11 protein-coding genes are annotated in these 13,802 nt (G+C 71.1%); 9 read left to right on the top strand and 2 right to left on the bottom strand.

Annotated features, from left to right (window positions below):
- Positions 1-239: 239 nt before the first annotated feature.
- Positions 240-959 (bottom strand): MerR family transcriptional regulator, encoded by a 720-nt coding sequence (locus tag BJ969_RS23635; RefSeq protein ID WP_184482183.1) that lies wholly within the window; start codon positions 957-959, stop codon positions 240-242.
- Positions 960-1,067: 108 nt separating this feature from the next.
- Here BJ969_RS23635 and BJ969_RS23630 point away from each other — a divergent pair, with 108 nt between their 5' ends.
- From BJ969_RS23630 to BJ969_RS23615, 4 genes are all read left to right on the top strand, one after another.
- Entirely contained in the window at positions 1,068-2,198 is a 1,131-nt protein-coding gene (locus BJ969_RS23630) for a CaiB/BaiF CoA transferase family protein (protein ID WP_343071567.1), read from the top strand.
- A gap of 78 nt (positions 2,199-2,276) precedes the next feature.
- Positions 2,277-3,419, top strand: coding sequence for an acyl-CoA dehydrogenase family protein (locus BJ969_RS23625; RefSeq protein WP_184482181.1), 1,143 nt, complete (start codon positions 2,277-2,279; stop codon positions 3,417-3,419).
- Positions 3,420-3,518: 99 nt separating this feature from the next.
- Positions 3,519-4,679 (top strand): alkaline phosphatase family protein, encoded by a 1,161-nt coding sequence (locus BJ969_RS23620; RefSeq protein ID WP_184482179.1) that lies wholly within the window; start codon positions 3,519-3,521, stop codon positions 4,677-4,679.
- A 32-nt stretch (positions 4,680-4,711) separates the two neighbouring features.
- Positions 4,712-5,587: an oxygenase MpaB family protein gene (locus BJ969_RS23615; RefSeq protein WP_184482177.1), complete on the top strand. Its 876-nt coding sequence runs from the start codon at positions 4,712-4,714 to the stop codon at positions 5,585-5,587.
- A 6-nt stretch (positions 5,588-5,593) separates the two neighbouring features.
- On the opposite strand, the gene BJ969_RS23610 is transcribed toward BJ969_RS23615, so the two are convergent.
- A complete protein-coding gene (locus tag BJ969_RS23610) occupies positions 5,594-6,118 on the bottom strand; it encodes a YbaB/EbfC family nucleoid-associated protein (RefSeq protein ID WP_184482174.1) in 525 nt (174 codons plus the stop codon).
- A 239-nt stretch (positions 6,119-6,357) separates the two neighbouring features.
- Between BJ969_RS23610 and BJ969_RS23605 the strand changes: the two genes are divergently transcribed.
- The 5 genes from BJ969_RS23605 (at position 6,358) to BJ969_RS23585 (ending at position 13,778) form a co-directional block, all read left to right on the top strand.
- Positions 6,358-7,848, top strand: a complete 1,491-nt coding sequence (locus BJ969_RS23605; protein ID WP_184482172.1) for an FAD-linked oxidase C-terminal domain-containing protein — start codon at positions 6,358-6,360, stop codon at positions 7,846-7,848.
- Positions 7,848-9,104 (top strand): FAD-binding oxidoreductase, encoded by a 1,257-nt coding sequence (locus BJ969_RS23600; RefSeq protein WP_184482170.1) that lies wholly within the window; start codon positions 7,848-7,850, stop codon positions 9,102-9,104. Before BJ969_RS23605 ends, BJ969_RS23600 begins: the two co-directional genes overlap by 1 nt.
- Entirely contained in the window at positions 9,104-10,435 is a 1,332-nt protein-coding gene (gene glcF, locus BJ969_RS23595) for a glycolate oxidase subunit GlcF (protein ID WP_184482168.1), read from the top strand. Before BJ969_RS23600 ends, glcF begins: the two co-directional genes overlap by 1 nt.
- Before the next feature lie 327 nt (positions 10,436-10,762).
- Positions 10,763-12,352 carry a lactate permease LctP family transporter gene (locus BJ969_RS23590; RefSeq protein ID WP_184482166.1) on the top strand — a complete coding sequence of 530 codons (1,590 nt, stop codon included), beginning with the start codon at positions 10,763-10,765 and terminating at the stop codon, positions 12,350-12,352.
- Positions 12,353-12,563: 211 nt separating this feature from the next.
- Positions 12,564-13,778, top strand: a complete 1,215-nt coding sequence (locus BJ969_RS23585; protein ID WP_184482164.1) for an acetyl-CoA C-acetyltransferase — start codon at positions 12,564-12,566, stop codon at positions 13,776-13,778.
- The last annotated feature ends 24 nt before the right edge of the window (positions 13,779-13,802 follow it).

Here is a 13,802-nt window from a genome sequence, read left to right as displayed (position 1 = left end):
CGCCGCGCGCCCGTCACGTCCGGATGGATCTCACGACCGTGACAGGAAGGTTCCCTTCCTCGCGCCGGTGACAGAAAGGTTCCCTTGTTCGAACCGGTGACAGAAAAGTCCCCTTGCTCGCACTGGTGGCAGAAAGGTTCCCTTGCTCGCTTCGGCGCGTGAGCCGCCGCGGTCGACCGTGGCAGAAAGGTTCCCGTGCTCACGCCGGTGACAGAAAGGTTCCCTTCCTCGCGGAGGGGTCAGACGTGGTCGCGGATGACGTCGTTGACGGCGTTCTGGAATCCGTTGACGAGCACTTGGATGGTCAGCGGCCGGAGCTGGTCGGTGGCGACGCGGACGTGTTCCCGCTCGTCGTCGGGGCGGCCGCGTTCGACGTAGGGGCGCAGCACGTTGGCGGCGAACAGTTCGCGCAGCTCGACGGCGATCTGCGTGGTGTGCTGCTCGACGATCCCCTTGGCCTGCAACAGCATTTCGAGGGGCAGTCCCAGGTCGAGTATCTGCAGGCCGACGCCGAGCATCGCGGTGTTGGGCAGCCGCACCCTGGTGAGTTCGTCGTCGAGGCCGTGCAGGATGCCGAGGGCGACGAGCTGCTGGACCAGTTCGTCGTCGAGCTGGCGGCCGGCGCGCTGGCTGAGCTCGTGCCGGGTGAGGTCCTCGCTCTGGTCGCTGGTCCACGGCGCGAGCAGGGCGCGTTGCAGGGCGAGGTCTTCGGGGGTGGCGTCGTCGGGGATTCGCTCGAGGTGGCGCTCGATGGCGGAGAGGGTGAACCCGAGCGCTTGCAGTTCTCGGATGAGGTCGAGCCGCGCGAGGTGGTCGCCGCCGTAGAGGCCGAGCCGGCCGCGCAGCCGCGGCGGGGGGAGCAGGCCTCGGGACGCGTAGAAGCGAACGGTGCGCACGGTGACGCCGGCGCGGGCGGCCAATTCGTCGATGGTGAGCTCTTCGTCCGCGGTTCGGAGCATGGTCGAGGAGCTTACTCCTTGACCGCTGTGACACCAACGATGTAACACTAATTGCGTCGCGACACGGTGTCGTGCGTGGCGGGCAGCCGCCGGCGGAGAGGTGCAGGCGTGACGGCAGAAGGCAACGGCGGTCCGTTGGCGGGCGTGCGAGTGGTGGAGCTGGCGGGCATCGGGCCTGCTCCGTTCTGCGGCATGCTGCTGGCCGACCTGGGCGCGGACGTGGTGCGCGTGGGGCGGCCCGGTGGCGGGCCGAACCAGCACGACCTGCTGGACCGCGGCAAGCGCGCGGTGTCGGTGAACCTCAAGCACGAGCAGGGCCCGGCGGCGGTGCTGGCGCTGGTGGAGCAGGCCGACGTGCTGATCGAGGGTTTCCGCCCGGGCGTCGCCGAACGGCTCGGAGTGGGCCCGGAGCAGTGCTGGGAGGTCAACCCGAAGCTCGTGTTCGGCCGGATGACCGGCTGGGGCCAGGACGGGCCGCTGGCGTTGACCGCGGGACACGACGTCGGCTACATCGCGCTGAGCGGCATGCTGCACGCCATCGGCCGCAAGGGCGGACCCCCGCAGGTCCCGGCGAACCTGCTCGGCGACTTCGGCGGCGGTGCGATGTACCTGGCGGTCGGCGTGCTGGCGGCGGTGCTGCAGGCGCGCACCAGCGGGCAGGGCCAGGTCGTCGACGCGTCCATCGTGGACGGTGCGGCGCACCTGGGGTCGATGCTGTTCGGCTTCCACGCTGCGGGCGTGTGGAACACCGAGCGCGGCACGAACATGCTCGACACCGGCGCCCCGTACTACGACGTGTACGAGACCTCCGACGGCGAGTACATGGCGGTCGGCGCGCTGGAACCGCAGTTCTACGCGGAACTGCTCGCCCGCCTCGACCTGACCGAGCAGGCCCCGGACCGCGACGACCCGGCGAACTGGCCCGAGCTGCGCGAGCGGCTCGCGGAGGTCTTCGCCCGGCGCACCCGCGCGGAGTGGACGGAGGTGTTCGACGGATCGGACGCCTGCGTCGCACCGGTGCTGTCGATGACCGAAGCCCAGAACCACCCGCACATCCGCGCCCGCGGCACGTTGCCGAGCCCCGACGGCGTGCTGCAACCCGCTCCCGCGCCGCGCTTCTCCCACACCCCGAGTTCACCGCCGCGCCCGGTCGCCGTGCCGGACACCGCGGTGCTGGCGGACTGGCAGGTGTCCGGCGCCGCCGACCTGCTGGCCTCCGGAGCGATCCACGAGGCGTGAGCGAGTTCGGGCTCCGCCGCTGCCAAGACCACGACGACACGTTCTGCACGGGCTGTTGAAAGGAAGCGTGAACCTCAGATGCGCAGGGATCTGTTCGAGGCGGAGCACGAAGCGTTCCGCGAGGCCGCCAAGGCGTTCATCGCCAAGGAACTGCTGCCCCACCAGGAGGAGTGGGAAGCGGCGGGCGTGGTCAGTCGCGAAGCGTGGCTGGCCGCAGGCAAGCAGGGCCTGCTGGGCATGGCCGTCGACGAGGAGTACGGCGGTGGCGGCGTCGACGACTTCCGGTTCAACGTCGTGCTCGACGAAGAGCTGGTCAACGCCGGGATCAACGGATTCGGCTCGCCGGTGCACACCGACATCAACCTCCCGTACCTGACGCGGCTGGGCACCGAGGAGCAGAAGCGGCGGTGGCTGCCCGGTTTCTGCTCCGGCGAGACGATCACCGCGATCGCCATGACCGAGCCGGGCGCGGGCAGCGACCTGCAGGGCATGCGCACCACGGCGGTCCGCGACGGCGACCACTACGTCCTCAACGGGCAGAAGACGTTCATCTCCAACGGCATCAACGCCGACCTGGTGATCGTCGCGGCCCGCACCGACCCGGACGCGGGCGCCCAGGGCATCAGCCTACTGGTGGTGGAACGCGGCATGGAGGGCTTCGAGCGCGGCCGGAACCTGGACAAGATCGGCCAGAAGTCGCAGGACACCGCGGAGTTGTACTTCAACGACGTGCGGGTGCCCGCGACGAACCTGCTCGGCGAAGAGGGCCAGGGCTTCATCTACCTGATGCAGAACCTGCCGCAGGAGCGGCTGTCCATCGCCGTCGCCGCGATCGCCAGCGCCGAGAAGGTCCTGGAGATCACCAAGCAGTACTGCCGGGACCGCACCGCGTTCGGCCGCCCCATCGGCAAGTTCCAGAACACCCGCTTCGAGCTGGCGGAGATGGCCACCGAAGTGCAGATCGGCCGCGTGTTCACCGACCGTTGCGTCGCCGACCACGTTCGCGGTGAACTGAGCGTGGAGCACGCCGCCATGGCCAAGTGGTGGCTCACCGAGATGAACAAGCGCGTCGTGGACCGCTGCCTGCAGCTGCACGGCGGGTACGGCTACATGATGGAGTACCCGGTCGCGAAGGCCTTCCTGGACTCGCGGGTGCAGACGATCTACGGCGGCACCACCGAGATCATGAAGGAGATCGTGGGGCGCTCGCTGGGAATCTGAGAACCTGTCCGGGCGGGCATTGTTCGTCCGCGTCCTGCCAGCGGCGGAGCCGCTGAGCAGTGACCGGCTTGAGCAGGTCGACCACCGGAGAGGTGCGGCATGGACTGGATGGTCACTCCCGGCGCGGATCGTGCGCTGTCCGACGTGCTGCCCTCGACGCTCGCCGCCCTCGGCGTCGCGGGATTCACCGACACCCTCGGGATTCCGCGATGCCGGGCGGCGGCGGTGCTGCTCGTCGACGGGCTCGGCTGGTCCCTGCTGCACGAGCACGCCGCCGACGCCCCGTTCCTGGCCGCGCTGGCGACCCGCGAGCCGCTGCTGGCCGGGTTCCCCACCACGACGGCCACCAGCATCACCTCGCTCGGCACCGGCTTGGCAGCCGGGGCGCACGGCATCGTCGGCTACACCTTCGCCGAACCGTCCGGCGGCCTGCTGCACCCGCTGGCCTGGGCCACCCACGGCACCGCCCGCGACGCGCGCGGGAAGCGGCGCAGCCTGCTCGACGCGTGGCCGCCGGAGACCGCGCAGCCCGAGCCGACGATGCTGCAACGCGCCGCCGACGCGGGCGTCCAGGTGCGCTCGGTGGCTCCCGCCGAGTTCGGCGGCACCGGGCTGACCAGGGCCGCGCTGCGCGGCGGCGACTTCCGCGGGGTGCACGCGCTCGGCGACCTCGGCGCGGAAGTGCTCGCCGCGCTCGCCGAACCCGGCCCCGCGCTGTGCTACGCCTACCACGGCCACCTCGACCTCGTCGGGCACGGGCACGGGCCCGGCTCGCTGCCCTGGCGGATCCAGCTCGCGCAGGTCGACACGCTGGTGTCCTCGATCGCGCAGCGACTGCCCGGCGGCTCCCAGCTGCTCGTCGTCGCCGACCACGGCATGGTCACCGTCGACCCGGCGGACACGGTCGACGCCGACACCGATCCCGCGTTGAGCGCCGGTGTCCGGCTGCTCGGCGGCGACGCCCGAGCCCGCCACGTCTACTCCGAACCCGGTGCGCGCGACGACGTGCTGCATGCGTGGCGCGGGGTGCTGGGGGAGCGCGGCGCGGTGGTGACCGGTGAGCAGGCCGTCGACGAAGGCTGGTTCGGCCCCGTCGTGGCCGACTCGGTGCGCCCGCGCATCGGCGACGTGCTGGCGGTGCTGCGCGATACGGCGGTGATTCGCTCCGCGGTGGAACCGGGGGAGTCCTCGCTGCGCGGGCACCACGGTTCGCTCACCGCGGCCGAGCAGTTCGTCCCCTTGCTCGTGGCGCAAGGGTGATCGCGGTGGCGTGACGGCGACGGAGGTCGACGATGACCGGCGAGGACGCGTTCGACACCCCGGGCCGGGGCTACTTCGGCCCGGATGCGGTGAGCTGGCACCTGCACGGCGACCCGGCCATGTGGGCGGCCGGGATCTGCAGCCTGTACCTGCAGGCGCTGCACCCGCGCGCGGTCGCGGGCGTCGTGCAGAACTCCGATTTCCAGCGCGACCCGCTCGGCAGGCTGCGGCGCACCAGCGCGTTCGTCGGACTCGCCACCTACGGTGGCCGCGCCGAAGTGGACCGCGCCGCGGCGCGGGTGCGGCACGTGCATTCGATCCTCACCGCCACCGACCCCCGCGACGGCTCACCGATCCGGCTCGACGAGCCGGAACTGCTGCGGTGGGTGCACTGCGCCGAGGTCGCCTCGTTCGCGTCGGTGGTGCGGCGCGGCGGATTCCCGCTCACCGGTGCGCTGCTCGACCGGTACTTCGACGAGCAGCGCCGCGGCGCGGGGCTCGTCGGCCTCGACCCGGCGACCGTGCCCGGTTCCCGGCGGGAGATGGCGGCCTACTTCGCCCGGATGCGGCCGCTGCTCGCGCGGACCGAGGACGCCGAGCTGATCTACCGCTTCCTGCACCGGCCGTTCCCCGAGTGGTGGCGGTCCGGGGTGAACCTGGCCTACCGGCCTGTAGGGCACCTCGCCTACTCGCTGCTGCCCGGGTGGGCGCGGCGGATCTACGGCCGGCCCGCGTTCCCGCGCGCCGCGGTGACGGCGGGGCTGCGGGCCGCCAGAGCGACGGGTCTCGCGGTGCCGGGGGCGATCCGCTGGCGCTTCCCCGCCGATCACGTGCTGCGCGCCGTGGAACGCCTCGGCGAACCCGCGTACCCGTCGGCCCGCGCCGTCGCGGCGCTGGGAGCGGCGTAGGCGGGTTCAGCGCAGGAACGAGTCCCGGGAGAAGTCCTCGTCGTCCCAGTCCTGGCCGCGGCGGGTCGGCGGGGTGCTCGGCGCGTTCGGGGCGGGGCGGTTCGGCGCGGCGGGCGGGGTTTCCGCGCGCGGCGGTGCGGCGGGCGGTTCCGGGCGAGCCGCGGGCTGGTCGTCGAGACCGGCCGGGGGCTGGGCGCCGTGGGCGTTGTAGGCCTCGCGGAACTGCTCGGCGCGGTCGCCCAGCACCGGTTCCACGGTGGCGTTCATCGTCTCCGCGGCCTGCTGGGTGGCCTGCCGGATGGTCTGCATGATCGCTTGCTGCAGGGCGGTGTGGGACTGGCGCATCGCCTGCTGGCTCAGGCGCAGGTCGAGGACGGCTCCGGAGGGGGCGACGGCGACCGTGACCGCGCCGTCCTGGCTGCGCGCCTCACCGCGGATCGCGCCCATCTTGTCCTTGAGCTGTGCCGCGGCGGTCGCCTGCTCCTCGAAGCGGGCCAGCATCTCCTGGATGCGCTGCTGAGCACTGGACATGAAAAATCTCCCCAGATCCGAACGTTTTCAGGGAGCGTAGCCAGTGCGGTCCGATCACCGGGTGGGTTCCACCGATTCGGCCGTCGCGCGCGGTGTCGATCACAGTGGTGCGAGGCACAATAGGGGGAGCGGGAGGCCTTGTCGACCTCTTGTATCTATGCGCAGATCCGCCTAAAGTTCCCGATGTTCGGAATGGCAATTCCGCATAGCGAAATCCTCGATGCTGAGGAGGCGTGCCCATGTCCTCGACCGGCATCACCGCGGTCCCCGGCGCCGACCTCGACCGGTTGGTGCGGCGCATCCGCGACGTGCTCCCGGAGAACGCGGTGATCACCGACCCGCAACGGCGCCGCACCTACGAATGCGACGGCCTGGCCAGCTACCGGGTGGTGCCCGCCCTGGTCGTCCTGCCGGAGAACACCGAGCAGGTCCAGCACGTCGTCGCGGCCTGCGCCGAACAGCAGGTGCCCTTCGTCGCGCGCGGCTCCGGCACCGGCCTGTCCGGCGGGGCGCTGCCGCACTCCGAAGGCGTGCTCATCGTGACCTCGAAGATGCGCCGCATCCTGGAGGTCGACGTCGCCAACCAGCGCGCCGTCGTCGAACCCGGCGTGATCAACCTCGACGTCACCGGCGCCGCCGCCCCGCACGGCTACTACTTCGCGCCCGACCCGTCGAGCCAGCAGGTGTGCTCCGTCGGCGGCAACGTCGCCGAGAACTCCGGTGGCGCGCACTGCCTCAAGTACGGGTTCACCACCCACCACATCCTCGGACTGCAGGTCGTGACACCCGACGGCGAACTCGTCGAACTCGGCGGCACCGCGCGGGAAGCACCCGGCTACGACCTGCTCGGCGCGTTCATCGGCAGCGAAGGCACGCTCGGCGTCGTCACCCGGATCACCGTGCGGTTGCTGCGAAAACCGGAAGTCGTGCAGACCCTGCTCGCCGGATTCGCCTCCACCGACGACGCGGGCGCCGCCGTCTCCGCCATCATCAGCGCCGGCGTCACGCCCGCCGCCATCGAAATGATGGACGCGCTCGCCATCGAAGCCGCCGAACAAGCCGTCCACTGCGGATACCCCGACGGCGCGGGCGCCGTCCTCGTCGTCGAACTCGACGGCCCCGCCGCCGAAGTCGAGCACACCTTCGCCGAAGTGCGGCGGCACTGCGACGAGCACGGCGCCTTCGAGATCCGCGTCGCCGCCGACGACCACGAACGCGCCATGATCTGGAAGGGCCGCAAATCCGCGTTCGCCGCCGTCGGCCGCATCAGCCCCGACTACATCGTGCAGGACGGGGTGATCCCGCGGACCGCGCTGCCCGAAGTCCTCGGCCGCATCGCCCGGCTCTCCGCCGACTCCGGGGTCCGCGTCGCCAACGTCTTCCACGCCGGAGACGGCAACCTGCACCCCCTGGTGCTGTTCGACGACGCCGAGCGGGGCGCGGCGGAACGCGCCGAAGCGGTCTCGGGAGCGATCCTCGACCTGTGCATCGAACACGGCGGCTCCATCACCGGAGAACACGGCGTCGGCACCGACAAGGTCAAGTACATGGGCCGGATGTTCACCGACGACGACCTCGACACCATGCAACTCGTGCGGTGCGCGTTCGACCCCGCCGGGATCTGCAACCCCGGCAAGGTGTTCCCGACACCGCGGCTGTGCGGCGAAGTGCCCGGCCCGCGCCGCGGAGTGCACCCGCTCACCGAAGCAGGATTGGCGGACCAGTTCTGATGCCCGCGAACACCACCACCCCCGCCGCCCGCGCCGCGCTGGAATCCGCGGCGGGCACCGGCAAGATCCGCGACGCGACGGCCGCCGACGAGGTCGCCGGCGTCCGGCCCACGTGGGTCGCCGCGGCCGCGGGCACCGAAGACGTCTCGGCGATCCTGCGCGCCGCCGCCGAACACGAACTCACCGTCGTGCCGCGCGGATCCGGCAGCAAACTCGACTGGGGCGCCGCGCCGCGCTCCGCGGACCTTCTGCTGGACCTGTCCACCGACAGCGGGATCGTCGAACACGCCGCCGGTGACCTGGTGCTCAGCGCCCGAGCCGGCACCCCGCTGGCCACCCTGCACGCCACCGCCGCCGAAGCCGGCCAGCAACTGCCCATCGACCCGCCGGCCCGCACCGCCACCGCGGGCGGCGTCGTGGCCACCGCGACCTCCGGTCCCGGCCGGTACTTCTTCGGCGGCGTGCGCGACCTGCTCATCGGCATCACCGTGGTGCGCGCCGACGGCACCGTCACGACCTCCGGCGGCAAAGTCGTCAAGAACGTCGCGGGCTACGACCTCGGCAAGCTCTACACCGGATCGTTCGGCACCCTCGGAGTGATCACCGAAGTGGTGTTCCGGCTGCACCCCCTCGCCGCCGAACACCGCTGGATCAGCAGCACCGTCGAAGGCGCCGCCGACGCGGCCGCCATCGTCGACACCTACCGGCACTGCCAGGCGATGCCCACCGCCATCGAACTCGACCGCCCCGAACCCGGCGGCGCCATCACCGTGAGCGCGCAGCTCGAAGGACGCCCCGACGCCACCCACGACCGCGCCGAAGCGCTCGCCCGCGACGTCGGCGGCACCGTCACCGACCGCACGCCCGACTGGTGGGGGCAGCACCCGTTCGGGCCCGCGGACAACGCGCTGCGGCTCGGCGCCGAACCCGCCGCGCTGACCGCGCTGCTCACCGCCACCGACCGCGCCGCCGCCGACACCGGCCTGTCGCCCGCGCTGCGCGGAGCCGCCGGACTCGGCGTGCTCCACGCCGGACTGCCCGCCGACGCCGACCCCCGCGCCGTCGCCGACCTCGTCGCCGCACTGCGCGACCGGCTCGACTACGCCGTGCTGGAACGCGGAACCGCCGCCGTGCGCGACGCCCTCGACCCGTGGGGACCGCAACCCGCCGGGATCCGCAGCCTGACGAGGCGGATCAAAGACCACTTCGACCCCGGACACCGACTCGCCCCCGGCCGTTTCGCGGGAGGAATCTGATGAGCGACACCCCACCGCACGACCTGCTGCGCAGCGGCGCGTTCGACGCGCAGCACCCGCCGCAGCGCGAACTCATCGATGACTGCGTCCACTGCGGATTCTGCCTGCCCAGCTGCCCCACCTACGACCTGTGGGGCGAGGAGATGGACTCGCCGCGCGGGCGGATCTACCTCATGAAGGAAGGGCTCGAAGGCGAACCCATGACCGACACCATGGTCGGTCACATGGACGCCTGCCTCGGCTGCATGGCCTGCGTCAGCGCCTGCCCCTCCGGGGTGCGCTACGGCACCCTCATCAACGAGACCCGCGCCCAGATCGAACGCAACCACACCCGGAGCCGGTGGGAGAAGCTGCTGCGCACCGCGATCTTCACGGTGTTCCCCTACCCGCGCAGGCTCCGCGCGATGCGCGGCCCCCTCGCCCTCTACCAACGCCTCCGCCTCGGCGCACTGCTGCGGCGCACCGGCATCACCGCCGCGCTGCCGCCGCACCTGCGCACCATGGAATCGCTCGCGCCGCCGATCAACCGGGCCCCCCGGCTCGGCCACCGGGTGCCCGCGCGAGGAGCCCGCCGCGCCACCGTCGGCATGATCACCGGCTGCGTGCAGAGCGCCTTCTTCCCCGACGTCAACGCCGCCACCGCCCGCGTGCTCGCCGCCGAAGGCTGCGACGTAGTCATCCCGCCCGCGCAAGGATGCTGCGGAGCGCTCAGCGAACACTCCGGCCGCGAAGAGGAAGCCGTGGCGTTCGCACGGACCCTGCTCGACACCTTCGACGAGTCCCGCGTGGACCACATCGTGATCAACTCGGCGGGCTGCGGATCCACCCTCAAGGAATACCCGCAGCTGCTGCGCGACGACCCGCACTACGCCGCCAAAGCCGAACGGTTCGCCGCCAAGGTGCGCGACATCGCCGAACTGCTCACCGAACTCGGCCCCACCGCCACCCGCCACCCCCTGCCCGCCGCCATCGCCTACCACGACGCCTGCCACCTCAGCCACGGCCAAGGCATCCGCTCCCAGCCGCGCGACCTGCTCCGCGGCATCCCCGGCCTCGAACTCCGCGAGATCAACCGCGGCGAACTGTGCTGCGGCTCGGCCGGGATCTACAACCTGCTGCAGCCCGAAGCCGCCCAGGAACTCGGCGACCGCAAAGCCGCCCACGTCCAGGACACCCGGGCCGACCTGCTCGTCACCGCCAACCCCGGCTGCTCCATGCAGATCCGCGCCGCGCTCGAACGACGCGGCGAAGCGCTCCCGATGGCCCACACCGTGCAAGTGCTCGACGCCTCGATCCGCGGCGAAGCAGTCGACACCCTCCTGCACACCTGACCGCGTGACAGGAAGGTTCCCTTCCTCGCCGAGTCCGATGAGCCCCGGCCGAGCGAGGGTCCCTCTTATGCATCGGTGACAGAAAGGTTCCCTTGCTCGCACTGGTGACAGGAAGGTTCCCTTCCTCGCACCAGTGGGCGAACGCGTGGGCCCGCTCGACGGGCTTCTCCAAGCGGGCCGGCAGCGGTCGCGAGTCCAGTGGGGACGAAGCCGGTCAAGGCGCCGGGTGAACCCCTCCGCGGCGTCTGGTCAGCACTACCGGACGTGCCCACGCGCGGTTATCGTCGCCGTCTCGACACGTCGGGTCTCCGCCACAAAGGAGTGGTCGTGTACCAACAGATCCTGGCCCCGTTGTTCGGTTCGCTCGGCTGGAGCGCGGTAGCGGCGGCACTGCCGTTGCTCGTGCTGTTCGCCCTGCTGGGCCTCGTGCGCATGACGGCGTGGAAGGCCTCGCTCATCGCGCTGGCCGTCGCGCTCGCGATCGCGATGTTCGTCTACCCGATGCCCGTGGACCAGGCGCTGCTGTCGGCGACGCTCGGGGCGGCGTTCGGCTTCTTCCCGATCCTGTGGATCGTCATCAACGCCATCTGGATCTACCAGATGACCGTTACGACCGGGCATTTCGACGTGCTGCAACGCAGCTTCTCCAGGATCAGCGGCGACCGCCGGATCCAAGCCATGATCATCGCGTTCTGCTTCGGCGCGCTGCTCGAAGCCCTCGCCGGCTTCGGCACACCGGTCGCGATCACCACGGTGATGCTGCTGGCGCTCGGCATCAGCCCGATGACGTCGGCCGTCGTCGCGTTGGTCGCCAACACCGCGCCCGTCGCCTACGGAGCTCTCGCTTCGCCGCTGGTGACGCTGGCGAGCGTCACCGAGCTGCCGCTGGCCGACCTCGGCGCCATGACCGGGAGGCAGACCCCGCTGCTCGCGCTGTTCGTGCCGATGGTCCTCGTCGGCATCATCGACGGCGTGCGCGGCGTCCGGGAGACCCTGCCGGCGACCCTCACCTGCGGGATCACCTTCGCCGTCGCCCAGTTCGCGGCGTCCAACTACGTCTCCGTCCCGCTGACCGACATCATCGCCGCGCTCCTGGCGGCGGGAGCGACGGTGCTGCTGATGCGGGTGTGGACCCCGCGCGGCGCCGAACCGCCCACCTCCGAACCCGCGGGCAGCCGAGCGGAGGTGCTGCGCGCCTACGCGCCCTACCTGATCATCATCGCGGTGTTCGTCGTCGCCCAGCTGGGACCGATCGCCGACCTGCTCGACGCCGTCACGCTCAAGTTCAACTGGCCCGGACTCGACATCCGCGATGCCGGCGGTGAAGCGCTCTCGCTCACCGAGTTCAAGTTCAACTGGCTGTCCGGAGCGGGCTCGCTGCTGCTGATCGCGGGACTGCTCACCATCCCCGTGATCGGCATCAGCGCGCGCGCCGCCCTCGGCCGCTACGCCGCGACCTACCGGCAGCTCGCCTGGGCGATCGTGACGGTGATGACCGTGCTCGCCATCGCCTACGTCATGAACACCTCCGGACAGACCGCGACGCTCGGCACCTGGATGGCGGCCACCGGTGGGTTGTTCGCCTTCCTCTCGCCGATCCTCGGGTGGCTGGGCGTCGCCGTCACCGGCTCGGACACCTCGTCCAACTCGCTGTTCGGCGCGCTGCAGGTCACCGCGGCCGAACAGGCGGGGATCGATCCGATGCTGGCCGCCGCCGCCAACGGCTCGGGCGGGGTGCTCGGCAAGATGATCTCGCCGCAGAACCTGGCGATCGCCGCCGGAGCCGTCGGCATGGCCGGGCGCGAGGGCGACCTCTTCCGTCGAGTCCTCCCGTTCAGCCTCGGCTTCCTCCTGCTGATGTGCGCCCTCATCGCCCTGCAAGCGACCCCGGTCCTGTCCTGGATGACCGTGATGTGAGCAAGGGAACCTTTCTGTCACCGAGGCGAGGAAGGGAACCTTCCGGTCACCGAGGCGCACGTTGCACGCCCTTCCGGCTGCGAGGAAGGGAACCTTTCTGTCACCGGTGGCAGGAAAGTTCCCTTCCTCGCACCGACGGGCATTGACTGTGACAGTGTTGGTGTCACACTCTGGGTGGAGTACTAGGCCGCAACGAGGAGGCACGTCGCCCATGTCCGAGGCGCTCGTCTACGACGCGATCCGCACCCCGCGCGGTCGCGGCAAGAAAACCGGATCGCTGCACGGGACCAAACCGATCAGCCTGGTCGTCGGGCTGGTCGACGAACTCCGCAGGCGCCATCCGGGGCTCGACCCCGACCTGATCGACGACCTCGTGCTCGGCGTCGTATCGCCGATGGGCGACCAGGGCGGCGACATCGCCAAGACCGCCGCGCTGGCATCCGGCCTGCCCGACACCGTCAGCGGCGTCCAGCTCAACCGGTTCTGCGCGTCCGGCCTCGAAGCCGTGAACGTCGCCGCGCAGAAGGTCCGCTCCGGCTGGGAGGACGCCGTCCTCGCCGGCGGTGTCGAATCCATGTCCCGCGTGCCGATGGGATCCGACGGCGGCGCCTGGGCGATGGACCCGGAGACGAACTTCGAGACGTCCTTCGTGCCGCAGGGCATCGGGGCCGACCTGATCGCCACCCTCGAAGGCTTCGACCGCGCCACCGTCGACACCTACGCCGCCGAGTCCCAGACCCGAGCCGCCAAGGCGTGGGCCGACGGACGCTTCTCCCGCAGCGTGGTGCCCGTCGTCGACCGAAACGGCCGCACCATCCTGGATCGCGACGAGCACATCCGCGCCAACACCACCGCGGACAGCCTCGGTGGGCTCAACCCGTCCTTCGCCGCCATCGGTGACATGGGCGGATTCGACTCCGTGGCGCTGCAGAAGTACCACTGGGTCGAGCAGATCGACCACGTGCACACCCCCGGCAACTCCTCCGGGATCGTCGACGGCGCCGCGCTCACCCTCATCGGCAGCGAGAGCCTCGGCGAACGCACCGGCCTGCGCCCGCGCGCCCGCATCGTGTCCACTGCGCTGAGCGGAGCCGACCCGACGATCATGCTGACGGGCCCCGGCCCGGCCGTGCGCAAGGCGCTGGCCAAGGCGGAGATGACCATCGATCAGATGGATCTGATCGAGATCAACGAGGCGTTCGCCGCCGTGCCGCTGCGGTTCATGAAGGAATTCGGCGTGCCGCACGACAAGGTCAACGTCAACGGCGGCGCCATCGCGATGGGGCATCCGCTCGGCGCGACGGGCGCCATGATCCTCGGCACCCTCATCGATGAGCTCGAACGCCGTGAGCAGCGCTACGGCGTCGCCACCCTCTGCGTCGGCGGCGGCATGGGCATCGCCACCGTCATCGAACGGCTCAGCTGACCCCACCCCGGATCGAAGCCGCAC

Source organism: Saccharopolyspora gloriosae (assembly GCF_014203325.1).
Lineage (GTDB): Bacteria > Actinomycetota > Actinomycetes > Mycobacteriales > Pseudonocardiaceae > Saccharopolyspora_C > Saccharopolyspora_C gloriosae.
Note: the sequence above shows the minus strand (reverse complement) of the source record. Positions and strands in the feature narration are given on the sequence as shown.